Consider the following 18,971-nt stretch of genomic DNA (forward strand, 5'->3'; position numbering starts at 1 on the left):
CATGCGTCCGCGTATTCTGATCGTCGACGACGAGCCGCAAATCCATCGCTTCCTGGCGCCGGCGCTGACCGCCGCCGGCTACGATCCTCTTCGCGCCGACGACGGCGCCTCGGGCCTGAAGGGGATCGCGGTCTGGTCGCCGGACGCGGTCGTGCTCGATCTTGGCCTGCCTGACATGGACGGCAAGGCGGTCCTGGAACAGGCGAGAGCGTTCTACGACGGACCCATCATCATCCTCTCGGCCCGCGACCGCGAGATCGAGAAGATCGACTCGCTCGACCGCGGCGCCAATGACTATGTGGAAAAGCCCTTCGGCGTGGGCGAGCTGCTGGCGCGCCTGCGCGTGGCGCTGCGCCAACGCCAGCGTTTCCCCGGCGGTGAGACTGTGATCCGGGCGGGCGGGGTCGAGATCGACCTGGAGCGCCGGCTTGTCAGGCGGGATGGCGAGATCGTCAAGGTGTCGCCGCGCGAATACGACCTGCTGTCGAGGCTGGCCCAGGGCCACGGCAAGGTGCTGACCCACAAGGAGCTGCTGGTCTCGGTCTGGGGACCCGCGCATGTGCACGACACGCAATATCTGCGGTGTTTATCGGCCAGCTGCGTCAGAAGCTCGAAACGGACCCGGCCCATCCCAAGCTGATCTTGACCGAAGCGGGCGTGGGCTACCGCTTCTACAGCCCGTGACCGACCGGCGGGCCCGCCGCCGGGGACCCCGCGAGCAGGCCCGGCCGACATAAGGGCTGCATTGGCGCGAGGGGGGGCCGAAATCCATATCGATCCTTTATGCGCAACGGCCGTAGGCTCTTGTTTTGTTGGCCTTCAGGACGCCTCCGATGCTCAGCAAGTCGATGGATCTTCAAACGCCGCTGTCCCCATCGCCGTCAGCGCCGGCGCTCGCCGCCCGCCCAGGCTCGCTCCTGGGCTATGTCGTGGCGCTGCTCGCCGTGGGGCTGGCTTCGATCTTCGCCTTCCTCGCCGAACACATCATCGCCGCGCCGAACCTGGCGCTGGTCTTCGTCATTCCCGTGCTGGTGATCGCGATCGCCTATGATCTGGGCGCGGCATTGCTCTCGGTCATCGCCTCGGTCGCGGCGTTCGACCTGTTCTTCGTCACTCCGCGCTATTCCTTGGCGGTCGCCTCGCCGACGGATCTCTGGGCGATAGCCCTTCTGGGTCTCGTCGCCGTCTTGACCAGCGGCCTTGCCGCGCGCTCGCGCCGTCGCGGAACTCGACGCCGAACGCGAGGCGCGCCGCGCAGAGGCGTTGAGGAGCCTGGCGCACAAGGTGGTGGAGGGCGCGCCCCGCTCGGCGATCACGGTCGCGGCCGCCGAAACCCTGAGCCGCATTTTCGAGGCGCCGGCGATCGTCGCAATCGCGCGCGACGGCGATCTCGGCGCCCGGGCCAGCACGGACGCGGCCAAGCTCTCCAAGGCCGATGAGGAGGCGGCGCGCTGGGCTCTGCAAAATGGTCTGCCGACCCGCGCGCAGTCCTTCCCGTTCGACGCGGCGCGGTTCGACTTCTGGCCCGTCCAGACGTCGGGAGGGCCGGCCGCGGTGCTGGGCGTCGAAGACCGCCCCCGCGAACAGGCGCGCGCGGAGGCCGAGCGCTACGTCGAACTGGTCGGCGTCTATTTGCTGGCGGGCGTGGTCCAATCCAAGGCTTAGCCGAAGGGCGGAGCTGGCGCGCCGCGGCGGCTGGACACATCAACGGGTGGACGCTTTAGGGCCCGTGTGGTTCGCCTTCAAGCAAGTTTCCCGGTCAGCGAGCGGTCTTTAAGCGCGCGGATGGCTCAACATCCATGCGAGCGCGACATTTTCAGTGAAATGTCACGCGCCAGACCTCGATGACGGCCAGGACCGGCGGATGATCGTTCCGAGGCGTCGACCTGGGGATAACCGCCGCAGGCGGTGGGCGCGACGGCCTCGAATGAGGACCGCATGTCGACCTATCGGCTACTGATGGCGGGTTGTTCCGCCCTAGTCCTGCTGGCGCAGACGCAGGCTGCTTTCGCTGACGAAACCACCACGCCGTCCGACACCGTCGACGAGGTGATCGTCAAGGCGCGTGACAAGGCCGGGTTGCTCGAGAAGCAGCCCAACAACACCGTCTTCGGCATCGACAAGCCGCTGCTGGAAACGCCACGCTCGGCCAGCTTCGTCAGCGACGTGACGCTGCAGCGCTATGGCATCGAGACGATCGACGGCCTGACCGCCGTCTCGCCCGGCACCTACACGGCCAGCTTCTACGGCGTGCCTGGCGCGCTGAACATTCGCGGCACCCTGGCCGAGAACTATTTCCGCGGCTTCAAGCGCATCGAGAACCGCGGGACCTACTCGACCCCGATCGGCGCGGCCGACCAGATCCAGATCGTGCGCGGCCCGCCGACGCCGATCTACGGCTCGGGCAAGGTGGGCGGGATGCTCAACTTCATTCCGAAGTCGGGCCGCAACGAGGGCGGCTATCTGACCGAGCCGACCGGCGAGGTCACCCTGACCTATGGCTCGTACAACAAGAAGAACGCGACCGCCCAGCTGGGCCTGCCGGCCAATTTCGGCGCGGTCACCGGCGGAATCTACTTCTATGGCGAGGTCGAGGACTCCCACAGCTATTACAAGGGGATCTATCCGCGCCGGCAGACCGGCGAGGTCTCGGCCGACTTCGACCTGGGCAACGGCTGGACGACGGCCTTTGGCGGCATGCTCTACCACTCCGACGGCGACGTTCAGACGCCCGGCTGGAACCGCCTGACCCAGAACCTGATCGACAACCAGACCTACATCACCGGCCGCGACACGACGCTGAAGGACACGGATGGCAACGGCCGTCTGACGCCCAACGAGATCGGATTCTACCCGTACTCCAGCGCCACGTACCTGGCCTATTACGGCTTCCCGTCGACCAACGATCTGCACACCCTGGACACCGGCGTCGGCACGACCAAGCTGGATCCGCGCACGGTCTATATCAGCGGGGCGGACTTTTCGAAGACCAACACCAACACCTTCTACTTCGACCTGGCCAAGGAGCTGACGCCGGACAGCGCTCTGAAGCTGCAGCTGTTCTACGACGACCAGGAGAACAAGCGCTTCGTCAGCTACGGCTATCCGGCCTGGTTCGACAGCAAGGTGTGGGAAGCGCGCGCGACCTACAACTTCGCCTACGATACCGGGATCATCACCTCCAAGTCGTTCGTCGGCGCCTCCTATCGCAGCTTCGAGGGCCGCCGCCGGGAGAGTTACAACAGCGGCCTGATCGCTCTCGACCGTCGCGACATCAGCTTCGGCGCGACGCCCACCGACATCATCGACAGCCCGTTCTCGACCGAGACCGGCGCCGGGGTGCAGGGCCTGCTTTGGGAGAACGACAACAAGAGCGAGTGGCAGCAGGCGGGCGTCTTCGCGATGACCGACATCATGGTCGGCGAGAAGCTGAACCTGATGCTGGGCGGCCGTTACGACGACTACGACGTCAAGTCGAACGACACGGGCTATCTCAGCTACCAGATCGCCGGCCAGCAGAAGGCTAGCAAGGGCAAGTTCACCTACAGCGCCAGCGCGACCTACAAGGCTCCGGGCGGCGTCATGCCTTATATCACCTACGCCAAGGCCTCGGCCCTGGAGATGAGCCAGGCGGGCGATATCGCGCCGGGCCTGGTGGCCGATCCCAGCGACGCCTGGCTGTCCAACAGCGACCTGGCTGAAGCCGGTTTCAAGTTCCAGTGGCTGAAGGGCACGCTGGTCGGCTCGCTGGCGGGGTATCGCCAGAACCGCACCCAGCTGACCGGCATCACCGGCACCCCGACCGGCACGCGCGCCAAGGGCGTGGAGCTGGAAGTGCGCTGGCTGGCCAGCGAGAACTTCAGCTTCACCTTCTCGGGCAACACCCAGCACACGACCGTGAAGGGGCCCGACAACTCGTTCCAGTACATCCCGGCCTACACCGCCGGCGTGCCGGGCGCCCAGGCCTATGGCGGCACCTATGTGGTCTGGGCGTTCAGCAGCCTGCCGGGCCGCTCGGGCGACTATGACTACACCCTGATCCCGAAGTCGGTGGTCAGCCTCTATGGCGCCTACACCAGCGACGACCACGACTGGGGCAAGGTGGGCGGCACGCTGGGCGTCACCCACGTGACCAAGACGGCGGGCACCGTCCAGAACGCCGTGACCTATCCCGCCTACTGGCTGGCCAGCGGCAGCGTCTATTACGAATACGGTCCGTACACGGCCACGCTCAATGTCGATAACCTGTTCGACAAGCTCTACTTCACGCCCGACGCGGACAGCTACGCCAACCTTGGCGCGCTGCCCAGCAAGGGCCGCGAGTGGCGCGTGACCCTGTCCCGGAAATTCTAGTTCCCCGCGCGGCGCGTCTCGCGAGGGACGCGCCGCGAGCTTGCACGGAGGCTCGATGGCGATGTCGACGATCCAATGGCGCTCCTGGACCCTCCTGGGCGCTCTTTCCCTTCTGCTGTTCCTGATCACCGCCTCGACGTTCTCGTCGTTGGGCGTGGTGTTGCCCGCCATGATCAAGGAGCAGCACTGGAGCTTCGCCTCGGCCTTCCTGGGCTTCACCTTGCTCGGCGCCTTCTGCGGCGGCTCGTCCTGGCTGCCGGCCCTGCTGATCCGCAAGATCGGCGTGCGGGCCACGATCATCGCCGGCTCGGCCGTGATGATCGCCGGCTTCCTCTGCCTGACGATGGCCCACGGCCTGCCGGTTTATCTAACCGGTACGGCGCTGCTGGGCGTCGGCTACCAGATGATGGCGCTGATTCCCGGCACGCACCTGCTGTCGATGCTGTTCAAGAAGCGCGCCCTGCCGTTCGGGATCTACTTCACGATCGGTTCGCTGGGGGGCGTGGTCGGACCCTGGATGGCCCTGGCCGGCATGGAGATCGCCGGCGGCGCCTGGCGGCCTTACTGGGCCTGGCAGGCCATCGCCTCGGCGGTCGTCGGAGTCCTGGCCGCGGCCCTGGTCGGCGGCAAGGCCTGGCTGGAGAGCGCGGCGGTCGAGACCGACAAGGCCGTGGCCGAGGAGGCCGCCGCCCAGCCCGCCAACGCCCGCGTTTATCGCACCACGGTCGACTGGACGGTGAAGGAAGCCATCCGCACCCCGCAGTTCTACGTGATCCTGGCGGCCTATTTCGCCCACCTGCTGGGCGGGGTCACCGCCGTCAGCCTGGCCCCCAGCCACTTCGGCGAACTCGGCGTGGCCTCCACCGTCGCCGTGGCGGCGCTGAGCCTGGAATCCCTGATGCAGGTGGCCGCCCGCATGAGCGGCGGCCTGCTGGGAGATCGCGTCGATCCGCGCTGGCTGCTGGCGGGCGCGCAGGGGATGATGGCCGTCGGCCTGCTGGCCTTGGCCGGGGCCACGACTTGGCCGATGATGGTGGTCTTCGCCCTTGGCGTCGGCGTCGGTTTCGGCATGACCGTGCTGGCCGTCAGCATCCTTCTGCTGAACTATTATGGTCGTAGGAACAATCTGGAGCTCTTCTCGATGGTCTGCCTGGTCGGCGCGGTGTCGGCCCTTGGCCCCGTTATCGGAGGCTTCATGCGAGACCGACTGGGCGGCTTCGCGCCGACCTTCCAAGTGTTCGCCGCCGTGATCGGCGTGATCTTCGTGGCCGCGCTGTTCATGCGTCCGCCGCGCAAGGCCGTCGATGAGACTACGGTCGCGCCGGTTCCGGCCCCCGCGCCGGTCCTGCTGCGCGACGCCGCCTAGAGTTTAGGGATCAGGAGACAAGTCATGTTCCACCGTCCTTCCCAGCACAAGGATTTCGGGGTCTTCCTGCCCGTCGCCAACGGCGGCTGGATCATCTCCAAGACCGCGCCGACGCTCGACGGCCTCTATGCGCAGAACCGCGCGGCGGCCGTGAAGGCCGACGAGGTCGGCATGGATTTCGTCATGTCGATGGGCAAGTTCCGCGGCTTCGGCGGCGAGACCGACCACTGGGGCACGGCCCTGGAGTCCGTCACCATGATGGCCGGCATCGCCGAGGCCACCAAGAACGTGAAGATCTGGGCGACCATCCATCCGCTGCTCCAGAACCCGGCGGTGGCGGCCAAGATGATCGCCACCCTCGACCACATCAGCGGCGGCCGCGCGGGCCTCAACATCGTCGCCGGCGCCTACAAGGGCGAGTTCGATCAGATGGGGGCGTGGGACGACTCCATGACCCACGACGACCGCTACGCCCTGACCGAGGAATGGACCGCCATCGTCAAGCGCCTGTGGTCGGAGGACAGCGTCGACTTCCAGGGCAAGTACTTCACGATGAAGGATTGCCAGTCCAAGCCCAAGCCGTTGTCCAAGCCGCGTCCGGACCTCGTCTGCGCGGGGATGAGCGATCGGGGCTTCCAGTTCTCGGTGCGCGAGGCCGACATCTGCTTCATCGGCGGTCGCACGCCGGACGAGCGCCGTGACGCCTCGCTGCGGGCCAAGAAGGCGGCCGAGGGCATGGGCAAGACCATCAAGACCTTCGCCATGTGCACGGTGATCCACGGCGAGACCGACGCGGACGCCGAGGCCAAGGTCGAATACTACAAGAGCGGCGCCGACATGGGCGCCATCCTGGCCATGCTGGAAAGCTGGGGCGTGCCGGCCGAGAAGCTCTCGACCGTGGCGGCGGCCCAGGGCGCGTTCATGACCCACACCGTGGTCGGTTCGCCCAAGACCTGCGGCGACCAGATCGAGGAGTTCCTGCGCTACTGCGAGCTGGACGGCCTGATGATGATCTTCCCCGACTATGTCGAGGGACTGACCATGTTCGGCGCCGAGATCCTGCCAGGCCTGCGGGCGGTGTTCTCGTGAATGCCCAGAGTTCGCCAGAGGTGACCTCCGTCGCTGCGGCCGGGGAGGGGTTGGCCGCCTGGATCGCGCCGTCGCGTACGGCGGTGCTGGTCATCGACATCCAGGTGGACTTCGCCTCGCCCGACGGCGCGCTGGGCCAGTATGTCGACATGGCCGCGGTCCAGCCCGCCGTGGCCGCCGCCGAGCGTCTGGTCGACGCGGCGCGGCAAGCGCGGGTTCCGGTCATCTTCGTTGGCCTTTTCACATCGCCGGAGACGGACTCGCCCAGCTGGAAGGAGCGCATGCGCCGTCGCGGCGGCGATCCGGACAACGAGAGCGCCCTGTGCCGCGAGGGCGAGGTCGGCTCGGACTTCTACGGCCCCAAGCCCTTGCCGGGCGAGACGGTGGTGAAGAAGACGCGCTACAGCGGCTTCGGCGGCGCCGAGCTCGACGCGCGGCTGAAGGCGCTCGGCGTCGACACCCTGGTCGTGGCGGGCCTGACCACCGAGTGCTGCGTCGACAGCACCGTCCGCGACGCCTTCAGCCTGGACTATCACGTCTTCGTCGCCGCCGACGCCTGCGCCGCCTACGAGGCCGACATCCACGCCGCCTCGCTGAAGGTGATGGAACTGAACAGCGCGATCCTGACCGACACGAACGCGATCGCGCGCGCCTGGAGCGTCTGACCCATGGCCGATGGATTTCCGAGCCTGGGCGCCAGCGCCCCCTACCAGGTCACCGAGGTCGATCGCGCGGCGATCGCCGCCGCCATCGACGAGGCCGAGATCGTCGAGCTGGCCCTGACCCTGGGCAACATTCCCGCGCCGTCCGGCAAGGAACTGGAGGTCGCCAACTACGTCCACGACTGGATGGCGCGCGAGGGCTTCTCGCCGCGCAAGGTCGGGGCGACGCCTGAGCGACCCAACATCATCGGCACGCACGGCGGCAAGGGTGTCGGCAAGAACCTGCTTTTCACCGCCCACCTCGACACCGAGGCGCCGACCTGGAACCCCGACCTCAACGCCTACAAGTACAGCCCCGACACCCTGGCCAATCCCGAGTGGGAGAAGTGCTGGCTGGAGGACGGCAAGCTCTACGGCTACCCGATCGCCAACGACCGCGGGCCGATGAGCTGCTTTCTGATCGCGGCCAAGGCGCTGAAGAAGGCCGGCTATGAGCTGGCCGGCAAGATGTACCTGACCGCCTGCCCCGGCGAGATCGGCCCCGAGCCGATCGAGGAGCACCGGGGCGTGGCCTATATGGGCAAGGACATCGGGGCCCACTACCTGTTCCATCACGGCGGTGTCGCGCCCGACTACGCCATCGCCGCCGAGGGCTGCGACTTCGGCCTGACCTGGGTGGGCTGCGGCTATGCGGTGTTCCGGTTCCAGGTCTGGGGCGAGGGGGTCTTCACGCCGCTCCTGGAGCATCCGGCCACGGCGGCCCAGCACCCCAACCCGATCTACAAGATCGGCAAGCTGACCGAGGCGATCCATGCCTGGAGCGGCGAATACGAAAAGAAGAGCCGCTACGACAGCCCTGGCGGCGTGGCCCAGCCCAAGTCGCAGATCGCCTCGATCCGGGGCGGCATTCCCTATGCCTTCGGGGCGGGCACCGAACTGGTGAACCTCTATCTGGAGGTGGGGCTGACGCCCAAGCAGCGGGTGGCCGACGTCCAGCACGCGCTGGAGGCCATGGTTCGCGAGGCGGGCCTCGGCCGCATCGACATCGAGCCGGTCGTGGTGCGCCACGGCTTCGAGGCCGACGCCGCCGAGGTGGCCCCTCTGGTCGGCGCCGTCGACGTGGCCACCCAGCTGGGCCTCGGCCATCCCGTCGCCCTGGCCAATCCGGTCTATTCCAGCATGTGGCGCGACCACAACGTCTTCAACATGCAGCGGATTCCGGCCATCACCACCGGCTTCCGCCGCTGGCGGCCGACGCCGAAGGACCTGGTCGACAGCGCTCTCATCTACGCCCTGACGGCCCTGGCGATCTGCGGGCGCGCGGGCCCCGACGAGGCCGCCAGGCGACCGGCCTCGGCGGTCTATCCCGACAACCCGTTCGGAGACGCGTGATGAGCGCCGCGCCTCGAACAGCACGCGCCGGAGCCGGCCGATTTCCGCAGGGCCATGGGCAGTTTCGCGGCGGGCGTGACGGTGGTCACCACCTGCCATGACGGCCGCCTAGTCGGCACGACGGTCAGCGCCTTCAGCTCGGTGTCGATGGACCCGCCGCTGATCATGGTCTGCCTCAAGCGCGACAGCCGCACCCTGGCGGCGCTGAGCCAGGCCGGGACCTTCTGTGTCAACATCCTGGCCCGGGAGCAGGGCGACCTGGCCTACCGTTTCGCCAAGAGCGGGGCCGACGACCGCTTCGCCCTCACGGCCGTCGAGGCCGGGATGTGCGGCGCGCCGCTGCTGGCCGGCTGCGTGACGGCCATCGAGTGCGAACTGCGCGACGCCCACGACGGCGGCGATCACGAGATCCTGGTCGGACGCGTGCTGCGCGTGATCACCGACGAAACCAAGACGCCGCTCGTCTACGTGCGCGGCGGCTTTCTGAACGCATAGTTGGAGTTGCGCCGCATGGCCTACGACGTGCTCGACGTGAAGCCCATGACCCGCCGGATCGGCGCGGAGATCTTCGGCGTCGACCTGGGCAAGCCGCTCTCGAACCGTCAGTTCGAAGAGATCCACCAGGCCCTGACCCAGCACCAGGTGATCTTCTTCCGCGACCAGGAGATGTCGCACGACGCCCACAAGGACTTCGGCCGCAAGTTCGGGAACCTGGCCATCCACTCGGGCGTGCCGGGCCTGCCCGACCACCCCGAGATCGTCGCCATCCACGCCGACGCCAATTCCAAGTTCGTGGCGGGCGAGAACTGGCACTCGGACCTGACCTGCGATCCCGAGCCGCCGCTGGGCAGCATCCTCTACATGAAGGTCCTGCCCGACGACGGCGGCGACACCTGCTTCGCCAGCATGTACTGGGCCTATGATACCCTGTCGGACCGGATGAAGGCCTATCTGGAAGGCCTGTCGGCGGTGCACGACGCCAATCCCGTCTACAAGGCGATCTTTCCGGACATCGACCGCAAGTACAATTGCTCCACCCACCCGATCGTGCGCACCCACCCGGTCAGCGGCCGCAAGAGCCTGTTCGTCAATCCGTCCTACACGACCCACATCGCCGGCCTGTCCAAAGCCGAGAGCAACGCGATCCTGAACTTCCTCTACCAGCACGCCAGCAATCCGGACTTTCAGGTGCGCTTCCGCTGGAAGCCGAACTCGGTCGCCTTCTGGGACAACCGCTGCACCTGGCACCAGGCGATCTGGGACTATTTCCCCGACACCCGCACGGGCTATCGGGTGACGATCGCCGGCGATAAGCCGGTTTGAGAGTTCTTCTGCTGGGCGCGGCCGGCGGTATCGGCTCGGCGCTCCGGGAGGGGCTGGCCGGCCGCTACGGCCTGATGCGACTGGCCGACATCGCGCCGCTATCGGTGGCGGGCCCGGGCGAGGAGATCGTGCGGGTCGACCTGCTGGATCTCGACGGTCTGGTCGCCGCCATGGCCGGGATAGACTGCGTCGTCCACATGGCCGGCGTGCCCGTCGAGCCCGAGACCAACGCCTGGGCGCGGGTGCTGCCGGCCAACATCGTCGGCGTCCACAACCTGTTCGAGGCCGCACGGATCGCGGGCGTGAAGCGAGTGCTGTTCGCCTCGTCGCATCACGCGGCCGGTTTCCATCGGCGCGAGACGCCGACCGCCGAAACGCTGGTCCCGCGCCCAGACAGCTACTACGGCGTCAGCAAGGTGTTCGGCGAGGCGATGGGCCGGATGTACGCCGACAAGTTCGGCCTGCAGGTGCTCTCCCTGCGCATCGGCGCCTATCGCGAGCGGCCGTCGGACGCGCGCCAATTGGCCGTGTGGATCAGCCCGCGCGACATGGTCGAACTGGTCCGTTGCGGGATCGAGGCGCCCGATTTCGGCTACGCGACCGTCTACGGCGTGTCGGCCAATACGCGGACCTTCTGGGACAATTCGGCGGTCGCCTTCCTGGGCTATGAACCCCGCGACAACGCCGAGGACTGGGCGGAGGCGGTCATCGCCTCCAGCCCGCCCGAAGCCTCGGCCGCAGCCCCGTTCCAGGGCGGCTGGTACTGCGCCAAGGACTTCGTCGGCGATTCCGGGCGCGTCGACTGACTATTCCCGCGTGAAATCCGCTGGCACCTGCGGATCCGGACCCGCCTTGCCCCACAACACGATCTCGTTGCCCCAGGGGTCGCGGAAGGCGTGGTTGTAGCCGTTGAACTCCTTCCAGTAGTGGTTCTTCCACAGCACGGTCGCGCCCAGGTCCTCGGCGGTCCCGAGGATGCGGTCGGCGCTGTCGTCGTCGCTGATCAGCACCCAGACGCGTGGCTTGCGGCCTTCGGTGCTCAGCGCGCGGGGTTCGACGCCTTCGGGCTCTGGATGGGGGCGGGCGTTCGCGGCCTTGAAGATCCCCAGGTGCAGGTTGCCGATCTCGCTGTCGGTCCCGTCGGGCTTCTTAAAGAAGCCGCCCGGCACCATGCGGTGATAGACGCCCTCGGGGCGGGCGTCGTTCTGCCAGCCGAACACCTTGGCGTAGAACTCGCCGGCTTCGGACGGGTCTTCGGAGGCCAGGTCGACGAAGATCAGGGTGTTGGTCAAGGCGTGCGCTCGCGTTCGGGTTTCAGGCGTCAAAGCTGGTGGAGAGGCTCAGGGTCTTCCAGGCCTCGATATCGGCGGCCAGGCCCTGGGCGGCGTAGCCGGCGTACTTCAGGGCGTCCTCGCCCAGCAGCAGGTGCATCGGCGGGTCCTCGACATCGGCGATCGTCAGGATCGCCCGGGCCGCCTTGGCCGGGTCGCCGGGTTCCTGGCCGGCGTGGTCGGCCATGATCCGCTCGGCGTCGCGGGCCAGGCCGTCATAGTCGGAGAGCTTGTCGGCCACGATGACCTTGGAGCCCGTGGCGAAGTCCGTGCGCAGGCCACCGGGCGCGACGTTGACGACCCGGATTCCGAGCTCCGCGACCTCCTGGGCCAGGGTTTGGGTCAGGCCTTCCAACGCCCATTTGCTGGCGCAGTAGACGCCCGTGCCCGCCCAGACGGCCAGGCCCGAGACCGAGGTGATGTTGATGATCCGGCCGGCGCGGCGCGCGCGCATGGCGGGCAGGACGGCCTTCAGGACCGCAAGAGGCCCGAAGACATTGACCTCGAACTGGGCGCGAACCTCGTCCAGCGACGCCTCTTCGACCGCCCCGACCAGGCCATAGCCGGCGTTGTTGACCAGGACGTCGAGGGTCCCGGTCACGCTCTCGGCCTTGGCGACGGCGGCGGCTATGGCCGCCGTGTCGGTGACGTCCATGACGACGCCATGGGCGCGGCCGGGCGCGAGGGCTTCGAACGCGGCGACGGCCTCGGGCCTGCGCATCGCGCCGACGACGATATCGCCCCGCTCCAGAGCGGCTCGGGCGATTTCTCGGCCCAGACCGCCGGAAACGCCGGTGATCATCCAGGTCTTGGTCATGCCAACTCCACCGAAAGGGGGATCAGTAAGGCTTGTCGCCCTTCACCCAAAGGCGGTGCATGGTCCGGATGTACTTGGTGTCGTCGTACAGCGTGCCGGTGTGCAGGGTGCAGCGGTTGTCCCACATCAGCAGGTCGCCGACCCGCCATTTGTGGCGATAGACGAACCGCTCCTCGGTCATGAACTCGACCAGCTCGTCCAGCAGGGCCAGGCCCGCGGGGCCGGGCATGCCGATCACCTCGGTCACCGTGCCGGTCGAGGGCCACAGCGCCTTGCGGCCGTCGGCGGGGTGGGTGCGGATCAGCGGGTGCTCGACGTCGGGATTGGCCGCTTCCAGTTCGGGCGACAGGGTCTGCTGCTGGCCGAACTGGCGGGTGGCCATGAAGTGCTTGTAGCTGTGGTGCAGCCGCAGGCCCTCCAGCATGGCCTGCTTGTCGGCGGGCAGGGCGTTCCAGGCCGCGCAACCGTCGGCCAGCAGGGTGTCGGAACCTTCGTCAGGCACCTCCACCGCGTAGAGCATGGTCAGCATGACCGGCTCGGGCTTGTAGCTGTAGTCGGTGTGCCAGCCCACGCCGTCGTTGTGGGCGCCGATCGGCTGGCCGTCCACCAGGCGGTTGCTGAGGATGAAGATCTTCGGATAGCCCGGCAGGGTGAAGCGGGTCTGGGTGTGGTCCTCCGGATCGCCGAACCGTCCGATGAAGCGCATCAGGTCGTCGGGCGTCATCTTCTGGTCGCGCAGGGCGATGGCGCCATGGCGGTGGAAGGTGTCGACGACCTGGTCGAGGGCCGCGTCGGGGGCGGAGGCCAGATCGATGCCGGAGATCTCGGCCCCGAAGCCCGGCTTCAGGTCCTTGATGGCGATGTCTGCGGTCGGCGTCATGGCGTCCTCCGTGGGCGATGTCCACGAGATGACCCTAGGCGCGGCGAGGGTGGCGGTCTTGTCTCAACGCGCACGACAGCTTTCTTGCCGGGGCCAGGTGTGACCCCGGATTGGGCGCCGGAGGCGTCGCCGGGGCGCCGAGCGCCCGCAAACTCGGCGTCGCGCCGTGGAGGGCGGTTGCTGACCAACTCTTCGTGCGCGCTGAGGCAAGACCGGCTCACGGTGCGGTCCTAGCGTGATGGTCGACTTCCGCCCTTGCAGAGCGCTTCACAATGAGCCCGCGGCCGCCCCTTCTTAGCGACGTCTTCTTCGAGGGTCTTTCCCGCTCGATGCGGAACGTCGACACCGCCGAGACCCTGCCGCCCGCCTGCTATGTCGACGCCGACTTCTATGAGTTCGAGAAGGAGGCGCTGTTCAATCACGAATGGCTGTGCGTGGGCCGCGTCGACTGGGTCAAGGAGCCCGGCGACTTCTTCACGACGCGGATCATCGGCGAGCCGATCATCGTCACGCGCAACCGCGACAACCAGATCAAGGCGATGTCGGCTGTGTGCCAGCACCGCGCCATGCTGGTGGCCGAGGGCCGGGGCAATACGCGCGGCTTCGTCTGCCCCTATCACCACTGGGTCTATTCGCTGAACGGCGACCTGGTGAACGCCCCGGCCATGGAGCGGACCTGCGACTTCGACAAGAAAACCGTCAAGCTTCCGACCTTCAAGGTCGAGGTGTGGCTGGGCTTCATCTTCATCAACTTCGACGCCGAGGCCGCGCCGCTGGCGCCGCGCCTGACGGCCGTCGAGGCGGCGGTGGCCAACTACGACCTTTCGAACGCCGATGGCCTCTCCCCGCCGATGACCGGCCAGTTCGCCTGGAACTGGAAGGTCATGTTCGAGAACAACAACGACGGCTACCACGCCAGCAAGCTGCACCGGGGCCCGCTGCACGACTTCATCCCGAGCGAGCTGTGCAGCTTCCCCGAGGCGGGCGAGGGCGACGCCGGCTTCCTGCGCTACAACGGCACCCTGCACGCCGACGCCAGCTTCAATCCGACGCAGAAGGCGGTGTTGCCGGTGTTCCCGAACCTGACGGACGAGGATCGCAACCGCGCCACCTTCGCCAACATCCCGCCGACGCTGTCGCTGGTGATGACCAGCGACATGGTCATCTATCTGATCCTGCGCCCGACCGGTCCCGAGACCATGGAGCAGGACACGGGAATCCTCGTGGCCCCCGGCGCCACGGAGAGCCCCGGCTTCGAGGAGCGCCTCGAGATGATCATGACCTCGGCCGGCAAGATCATCGCCCAGGACATGCATGTCGACGAGCTGGTCCAGCAGGGCCTGCGCTCGCGCTTCGCCATCCGCGGCCGCTACTCGTGGCAGGAGGGCGCGCAGGTGCAGTTCAACCGCTGGCTCACGCCGCGCTACCAGAAGGCCTGGGCCGCCCTGAAAGCCGGCGACGCGCCTGCCCCGGCCAATACGGAGGCCGCCGCGTGAGCCGTCTGCCCGTCATCTTCTTCGGTCACGGCAGCCCGATGATCGCGCTGGAGACCAACGACACCACGCGGGCCTGGAAGGCCATGGGGGACGCGGTCGGCAAGCCCAAGGCGATCCTCTGCGTCTCGGCGCACTGGCTGACGCGCGGGGTCGCGGTGACGGCCATGACTAGGCCGCGCACCATCCACGACTTCGGGGCGTCCTTTCCCAAGGCGCTGTTCGACCAGCAATATCCGGCGCCCGGTTCGCCCGAGCTGGCCGCGCGGGTGCGAGAAATCCTCAGCCCGACGCCGGTGGCGATGGACGAGCAGGCCTGGGGCCTGGACCATGGAACCTGGTCGGTGTTGGGCAAGGCGTTCCCGGACGCCGACGTGCCGGTGGTGCAGCTCAGCATGGACGCGAGCAAACCGCCCGCCTGGCATTACGAGATCGGCCAGCGCCTGGCGCCCCTGCGCGACGAGGGCGTGCTGATCGTCGGCACCGGCAACATCGTCCACAACCTGCCGGCCATGGATTGGGGCGACCGGAACTGCGCGCCCTACGACTGGTCGCAGCGGTTCAATGACTACATCAAGACCGCCATCGTCGAGGATGCCCCGCAGCGCGCCGTCGACTTCGAGAGCCAGGGCCAGGACGCCAAGCGCTCCGTGCCGACGCCCGACCACTACTGGCCGCTGCTCTACGTGCTGGGCGCGCGCCTGCCCGGCGACGTCCCGACCTTCGCTCCCGACCATATCGAGCACGGCTCGCTGAGCATGACCTCGGTCACGCTCTCCACCCCCCATTTGGCCAGCGCCTGAGGACCGAGACCCGATGCCCTTCATCTGTGAACCCGGCCAGACCCGTCCCGACGTCGTTCCCGGCGCCCTGCACACCCTGAAGGCGACGCCTCAAACGGTGCATTGGGGCTATTTCGATCCTTCGACCCCGCCGTCGCTGCGGATCAAGAGCGGCGACCTCGTTCAGGCCGAGGCCATCACCCACCACGCCGGCGACGCGCCTGAGTTGATGATGGACGAAGGCGTCACCCGGATCTTCAAGGAGATCCCCGAGGAAGACCGCAACCCGGGCGTCCACATCATGACGGGGCCCATCCATGTCGAAGGCGCCAAGCCTGGGGACGTGCTGGAGGTGCGCTACCTGCGCATGGTTCCGCGCAACAACTACGGCTCCAACCTCGCGGCCAACTGGGGCTATCTCTACAAGGAGTTCGGCGAGAAGGAGCGGGTGACGATCTACGAGCTGGATCCGAACACCAACACCGCCAGCGCCCTCTACGCCTACGACTTCGAGGGCAAGTACCTGATCCCGGGCACGATCACCCATTGTCCCGAGTGCGACCGCCAGCCGGCCCTGAAGGGGATCCGGATTCCGGCCCGGCCGCACCTGGGCACCGCGGGCGTGGCGCCGGCCGTCGACGGTCGCGTCAGCACCATCCCGCCCGGCGAGCACGGCGGCAACATCGACAACTGGCGCATCGGGGCGGGGGCCACGATGTACTACACGGTGCAGGTCGATGGCGGGCTGTTCTCGATCGGCGACCCGCATGTCAGCCAGGGCGACGGCGAGCTGTCCGGCACGGCCATCGAGAGCTCGCTGAACGTCCTGATGCAGATCGTGCTGCGCAAGGACATCCAGACGCCCGGTCCGCTGCTGGAGACCCCCAAGTGGTGGATCGTCCACGGCTTCAACGAAGACCTGAACCTGGCCATGCGCGACGCCTCGACCAAGATGCTGAGCCTGCTCAGCGACCAGGTCGGCCTGTCCAAGAACGACGCCTATTCGCTGATGAGCGTGGCGGCCGACTTCGGGGTCACCCAGGTGGTCGACGGCACCCAAGGCTGTCACGTCAGGATCCCGCGCGACATCTTTCCAAAGCTCAAGGCATAGACCCATGAAGGCCTGGTCGTTCAGCACCGAAAGCCATCCCCGCGCCGAGCGCGCGGAGGCCTGGCGCGAGGCGATGAGCCGCCTGGGCCTGCCGATCGAGGGACTGTCGGACAACGAGCCTGCGGCGGCGTCGGTCGTCTGCCTGACCTCGCCGCTGGGGATCGAATTCGCTCTGGTCGAGGCCGGCGCCCAGACGATCGCCGGCCGCCTCACGGCGCAGCCGGCGGCGATCTGGCTGGCGGTCCTGCTGCATGGCGAAGCCACGCTGGTCACCGACGAGCTGGCGGTCAGCGTCGGGGCGGGCGACATCGCCTTCGGCCCGACGGGACAGGCGGCGGCCTTGCGGCTCGACACCCGCTCGCGGCTCCTGTTCGTGCGCGCGCCACGCGTGGCGCTGGACCATCGGCTGATCCGGCCCTTCAACTTGCGGGTCGGCTGGCTGGACGGATCCAAGGGCGTGCCGCGTATCCTCTCGAGCCTGCTGCGCGCGACCGCCGAGGAACTGGAGAACCTTTCCGTCGACCAACTGCGGCCGGTGGACCTGGCCTTTACGGAGTTTCTCGCGCAATGCCTGCTTGAGCAGGGGGCGGCGGTCTCCGACGCCTATGAGACGACGACCCCGACCGCGCACCTGCAGCGACTTTGCCAGACCATCGAGACCCTGTTGCCCGACGCCGAGCTGTCGCTGCGGCGCGTCGCGGACGAGGAGGGGGTCTCGCCACGCTACGTGCAAAAGCTGTTCGCCTCGGCCAACGAGACCTTCAGCCACTATCTGCGCTCGCGCCGGCTGGAGCGGTGCCGGATCGATCTCGCCAGCCCACAGCACGCCCGGCTGTCGATCTCGGAGATCTGCTTCCGCTGGGGCTTCAACGGCTCGGCCCACTTCAGCCGGGCCTTTCGCGAGCAGTACGGCCTGTCGCCTCGCGAGTTCAGGCAGGGCCGCGGTCATGCCGACGCCGAGGCCTTGAACTGAGGTCGCCGCCGCCAAAGTGCTCCCGCTTTGACCTTGATCAAGGGATGCGCGCATAAGGTTGGGTTTCATCATTCCCGGGCGATCGAGCTTCGCTCTTGGACGCTCAGGGCGAGGCCGCGGTGTCGGATCACAAGTTTGATTGGGCGCTTGACGAACTCTGGTCTCGCCGCCTGCCCGCGCCGCCATCGCCGGCGGCCCAACCCAGCGGCTTCGCGGGCGCGCGACTGAGTTTCGAGGAAGCGGAAGTCTCGCTCCGGGCCGCCGCCGACCGCCTGGCGCTTCCCCAGCCTCGGCTGGGCGGCGACGAATTCAACGTTCTGGCGATCTCGGGCGGCGCGGCGGGCGGAGCCTATGGCGCCGGCGCCTTGGTGGGTCTTGGCCAGGCCGGATGCCGTCCCCGGTTCGACATCGTCACCGGGGTGAGCACGGGCGCCCTGATCGCGCCGTTCGCCTTTCTGGGCCCCGCGTGGGACGAGCGGCTTAAGGAGGCCTATACCGGAGGGCGGGCGGCCGAACAGTTCCGGTGGACGGCGCTCGCGGGCGTGCTCCAGGGTGGGCTGCTGAGCGCCGAGAGCCTTGATGGTTTGATCGCTCCGTTCATCGACGAGGCTCTGGTCGACGCCGTCGCCGCGGAACATGGCCGCGACCGCCGCCTGCTGATCGCCACCACCGATCTCGACAGCCAGCGTCCGTCCATCTGGGACATGGGCGAGATCGCGCGCCGGGGCGGATCCTCCGCCGTGGAGATGTTCCGGCTGGTTCTCGCCGCCTCGGCCAGCCTGCCGGGCCTGTTTCCGCCGCGGCTGATCCGCTGCGAAGCGGACGGCCAGTCCTTCGACGAACTGCATGTCGACGGCGGCGTCACCACGCCGCTGTTCATCCTGCCCGAGGCCCTGCTGCACTGGCTGCGGGTCGGCCGGCGACTGCGGCGCGGTCGCGTCCACGTCCTCATCAACACGGTGATCGATCCGTCGCCGCGCACGACATCACCGAGTCTGCCGGGCGTCCTGATCCGCAGCTTCGACACGATGCTGCGGGTCTCCTACCGCCAGGCGCTGAATGTCGCGACCACGTTCTGCATAGGCAACAACATCCCCTTGAGCGTCGCCTCGATCCCCGCCCGCCCTGCCGCGACCGCCAACGGCTCCATGCTCGACTTCGACACCGAAGCCATGAAAGCCTCCTTCGAGGCCGGCCGAGCGGCCGCCGCGAAGGCGGACTTCTGGAAAAACCCCGCGGTGCGTCTGGAGCCATGGGAAGAGTTCCTCAACGCGCTGTGACGCTTCCGCGCTCGGCGAAGCGCGCGCCAGCGATGAGGAGGGCCGGCCTCGCCCCGCGGGCCGTAGCTCCGCCGCTTTCCGCCGAGGTTCGCCTCCGGTAGGGTTTTCAAGCCGGTTGA

General features: G+C 67.8%; 17 protein-coding genes and 2 pseudogenes. 16 read left to right on the plus strand and 3 right to left on the minus strand.

What is annotated here, in order from left to right:
* Nucleotide 1: 1 nt before the first annotated feature.
* From ACHMW8_RS10090 to ACHMW8_RS10140, 11 genes and pseudogenes are all read left to right on the plus strand, one after another.
* Nucleotides 2–684 (plus strand): annotated as a pseudogene (locus tag ACHMW8_RS10090) (response regulator).
* Between the two features lie 164 nt (nucleotides 685–848).
* A pseudogene (locus ACHMW8_RS10095) lies at nucleotides 849–1,178 on the plus strand (DUF4118 domain-containing protein); the annotation flags it as partial.
* A gap of 22 nt (nucleotides 1,179–1,200) precedes the next feature.
* Entirely contained in the window at nucleotides 1,201–1,665 is a 465-nt protein-coding gene (locus ACHMW8_RS10100; protein ID WP_395446088.1) for a hypothetical protein, read from the plus strand.
* 273 nt (nucleotides 1,666–1,938) lie between these two features.
* Nucleotides 1,939–4,353, plus strand: a complete 2,415-nt coding sequence (locus ACHMW8_RS10105) for a TonB-dependent siderophore receptor (RefSeq protein ID WP_395445456.1) — start codon at nucleotides 1,939–1,941, stop codon at nucleotides 4,351–4,353.
* A gap of 61 nt (nucleotides 4,354–4,414) precedes the next feature.
* Nucleotides 4,415–5,719 carry a CynX/NimT family MFS transporter gene (locus ACHMW8_RS10110; RefSeq protein ID WP_125156900.1) on the plus strand — a complete coding sequence of 435 codons (1,305 nt, stop codon included), beginning with the start codon at nucleotides 4,415–4,417 and terminating at the stop codon, nucleotides 5,717–5,719.
* A 24-nt stretch (nucleotides 5,720–5,743) separates the two neighbouring features.
* On the plus strand, nucleotides 5,744–6,808 hold the full coding sequence (locus ACHMW8_RS10115) for an LLM class flavin-dependent oxidoreductase (protein ID WP_395445457.1): 1,065 nt from the start codon (nucleotides 5,744–5,746) through the stop codon (nucleotides 6,806–6,808).
* 20 nt (nucleotides 6,809–6,828) lie between these two features.
* Nucleotides 6,829–7,473: a cysteine hydrolase gene (locus ACHMW8_RS10120; protein ID WP_395445458.1), complete on the plus strand. Its 645-nt coding sequence runs from the start codon at nucleotides 6,829–6,831 to the stop codon at nucleotides 7,471–7,473.
* A gap of 3 nt (nucleotides 7,474–7,476) precedes the next feature.
* Nucleotides 7,477–8,862 carry a peptidase M20 gene (locus ACHMW8_RS10125; protein WP_395445459.1) on the plus strand — a complete coding sequence of 462 codons (1,386 nt, stop codon included), beginning with the start codon at nucleotides 7,477–7,479 and terminating at the stop codon, nucleotides 8,860–8,862.
* 54 nt (nucleotides 8,863–8,916) lie between these two features.
* Nucleotides 8,917–9,357 (plus strand): flavin reductase family protein, encoded by a 441-nt coding sequence (locus tag ACHMW8_RS10130; protein ID WP_395445460.1) that lies wholly within the window; start codon nucleotides 8,917–8,919, stop codon nucleotides 9,355–9,357.
* Nucleotides 9,358–9,372: 15 nt separating this feature from the next.
* A complete protein-coding gene (locus tag ACHMW8_RS10135; protein WP_395445461.1) occupies nucleotides 9,373–10,185 on the plus strand; it encodes a TauD/TfdA dioxygenase family protein in 813 nt (270 codons plus the stop codon).
* The gene (locus tag ACHMW8_RS10140) at nucleotides 10,182–10,991 is read left to right on the plus strand and encodes an NAD-dependent epimerase/dehydratase family protein (RefSeq protein WP_395445462.1); all 810 of its coding nucleotides are present in this window, start codon (nucleotides 10,182–10,184) and stop codon (nucleotides 10,989–10,991) included. The genes ACHMW8_RS10135 and ACHMW8_RS10140 overlap by 4 nt, the downstream gene beginning before the upstream one ends.
* Here ACHMW8_RS10140 and ACHMW8_RS10145 read toward each other — a convergent pair whose 3' ends face one another.
* From ACHMW8_RS10145 to ACHMW8_RS10155, 3 genes are read right to left on the minus strand one after another with little or no spacing between them, the layout of a single operon-like run.
* Nucleotides 10,992–11,477, minus strand: a complete 486-nt coding sequence (locus ACHMW8_RS10145) for a VOC family protein (RefSeq protein ID WP_125156893.1) — start codon at nucleotides 11,475–11,477, stop codon at nucleotides 10,992–10,994.
* Between the two features lie 22 nt (nucleotides 11,478–11,499).
* Nucleotides 11,500–12,333: an oxidoreductase gene (locus ACHMW8_RS10150; protein WP_395445463.1), complete on the minus strand. Its 834-nt coding sequence runs from the start codon at nucleotides 12,331–12,333 to the stop codon at nucleotides 11,500–11,502.
* Nucleotides 12,334–12,355: 22 nt separating this feature from the next.
* Nucleotides 12,356–13,213 (minus strand): TauD/TfdA family dioxygenase, encoded by an 858-nt coding sequence (locus ACHMW8_RS10155; protein WP_125156891.1) that lies wholly within the window; start codon nucleotides 13,211–13,213, stop codon nucleotides 12,356–12,358.
* Nucleotides 13,214–13,485: 272 nt separating this feature from the next.
* Between ACHMW8_RS10155 and ACHMW8_RS10160 the strand changes: the two genes are divergently transcribed.
* The 5 genes from ACHMW8_RS10160 to ACHMW8_RS10180 all read left to right on the plus strand — a co-directional run bounded on the left by ACHMW8_RS10160 (nucleotide 13,486) and on the right by ACHMW8_RS10180 (nucleotide 18,852).
* Nucleotides 13,486–14,709, plus strand: a complete 1,224-nt coding sequence (locus ACHMW8_RS10160) for an aromatic ring-hydroxylating dioxygenase subunit alpha (RefSeq protein ID WP_395445464.1) — start codon at nucleotides 13,486–13,488, stop codon at nucleotides 14,707–14,709.
* Nucleotides 14,706–15,509, plus strand: a complete 804-nt coding sequence (ygiD, locus tag ACHMW8_RS10165) for a 4,5-DOPA dioxygenase extradiol (RefSeq protein ID WP_395445465.1) — start codon at nucleotides 14,706–14,708, stop codon at nucleotides 15,507–15,509. The genes ACHMW8_RS10160 and ygiD overlap by 4 nt, the downstream gene beginning before the upstream one ends.
* A gap of 13 nt (nucleotides 15,510–15,522) precedes the next feature.
* Nucleotides 15,523–16,599, plus strand: coding sequence for an acetamidase/formamidase family protein (locus ACHMW8_RS10170; RefSeq protein ID WP_395445466.1), 1,077 nt, complete (start codon nucleotides 15,523–15,525; stop codon nucleotides 16,597–16,599).
* Nucleotides 16,600–16,603: 4 nt separating this feature from the next.
* Nucleotides 16,604–17,572 (plus strand): AraC family transcriptional regulator, encoded by a 969-nt coding sequence (locus ACHMW8_RS10175; RefSeq protein WP_125156888.1) that lies wholly within the window; start codon nucleotides 16,604–16,606, stop codon nucleotides 17,570–17,572.
* Between the two features lie 119 nt (nucleotides 17,573–17,691).
* The gene (locus ACHMW8_RS10180; RefSeq protein WP_395445467.1) at nucleotides 17,692–18,852 is read left to right on the plus strand and encodes a patatin-like phospholipase family protein; all 1,161 of its coding nucleotides are present in this window, start codon (nucleotides 17,692–17,694) and stop codon (nucleotides 18,850–18,852) included.
* Nucleotides 18,853–18,971 lie beyond the last annotated feature (119 nt).

Source organism: Caulobacter sp. UC70_42 (genome assembly GCF_044056025.1).
Lineage (GTDB): Bacteria > Pseudomonadota > Alphaproteobacteria > Caulobacterales > Caulobacteraceae > Caulobacter.

Coding starts and splice junctions, on each gene's coding strand:
- ACHMW8_RS10115 (WP_395445457.1), top strand. CDS start 5,744: ATGTTCCACCGTCCTTCCCAGCACAAGGATTTCGGGGTCTTCCTGCCC.
- ACHMW8_RS10175 (WP_125156888.1), top strand. CDS start 16,604: ATGAAGGCCTGGTCGTTCAGCACCGAAAGCCATCCCCGCGCCGAGCGC.
- ACHMW8_RS10170 (WP_395445466.1), top strand. CDS start 15,523: ATGCCCTTCATCTGTGAACCCGGCCAGACCCGTCCCGACGTCGTTCCC.
- ACHMW8_RS10130 (WP_395445460.1), top strand. CDS start 8,917: ATGGGCAGTTTCGCGGCGGGCGTGACGGTGGTCACCACCTGCCATGAC.
- ACHMW8_RS10105 (WP_395445456.1), top strand. CDS start 1,939: ATGTCGACCTATCGGCTACTGATGGCGGGTTGTTCCGCCCTAGTCCTG.
- ACHMW8_RS10155 (WP_125156891.1), bottom strand. CDS start 13,213: ATGACGCCGACCGCAGACATCGCCATCAAGGACCTGAAGCCGGGCTTC.
- ACHMW8_RS10150 (WP_395445463.1), bottom strand. CDS start 12,333: ATGACCAAGACCTGGATGATCACCGGCGTTTCCGGCGGTCTGGGCCGA.
- ACHMW8_RS10110 (WP_125156900.1), top strand. CDS start 4,415: ATGTCGACGATCCAATGGCGCTCCTGGACCCTCCTGGGCGCTCTTTCC.
- ACHMW8_RS10135 (WP_395445461.1), top strand. CDS start 9,373: ATGGCCTACGACGTGCTCGACGTGAAGCCCATGACCCGCCGGATCGGC.
- ACHMW8_RS10160 (WP_395445464.1), top strand. CDS start 13,486: ATGAGCCCGCGGCCGCCCCTTCTTAGCGACGTCTTCTTCGAGGGTCTT.
- ACHMW8_RS10125 (WP_395445459.1), top strand. CDS start 7,477: ATGGCCGATGGATTTCCGAGCCTGGGCGCCAGCGCCCCCTACCAGGTC.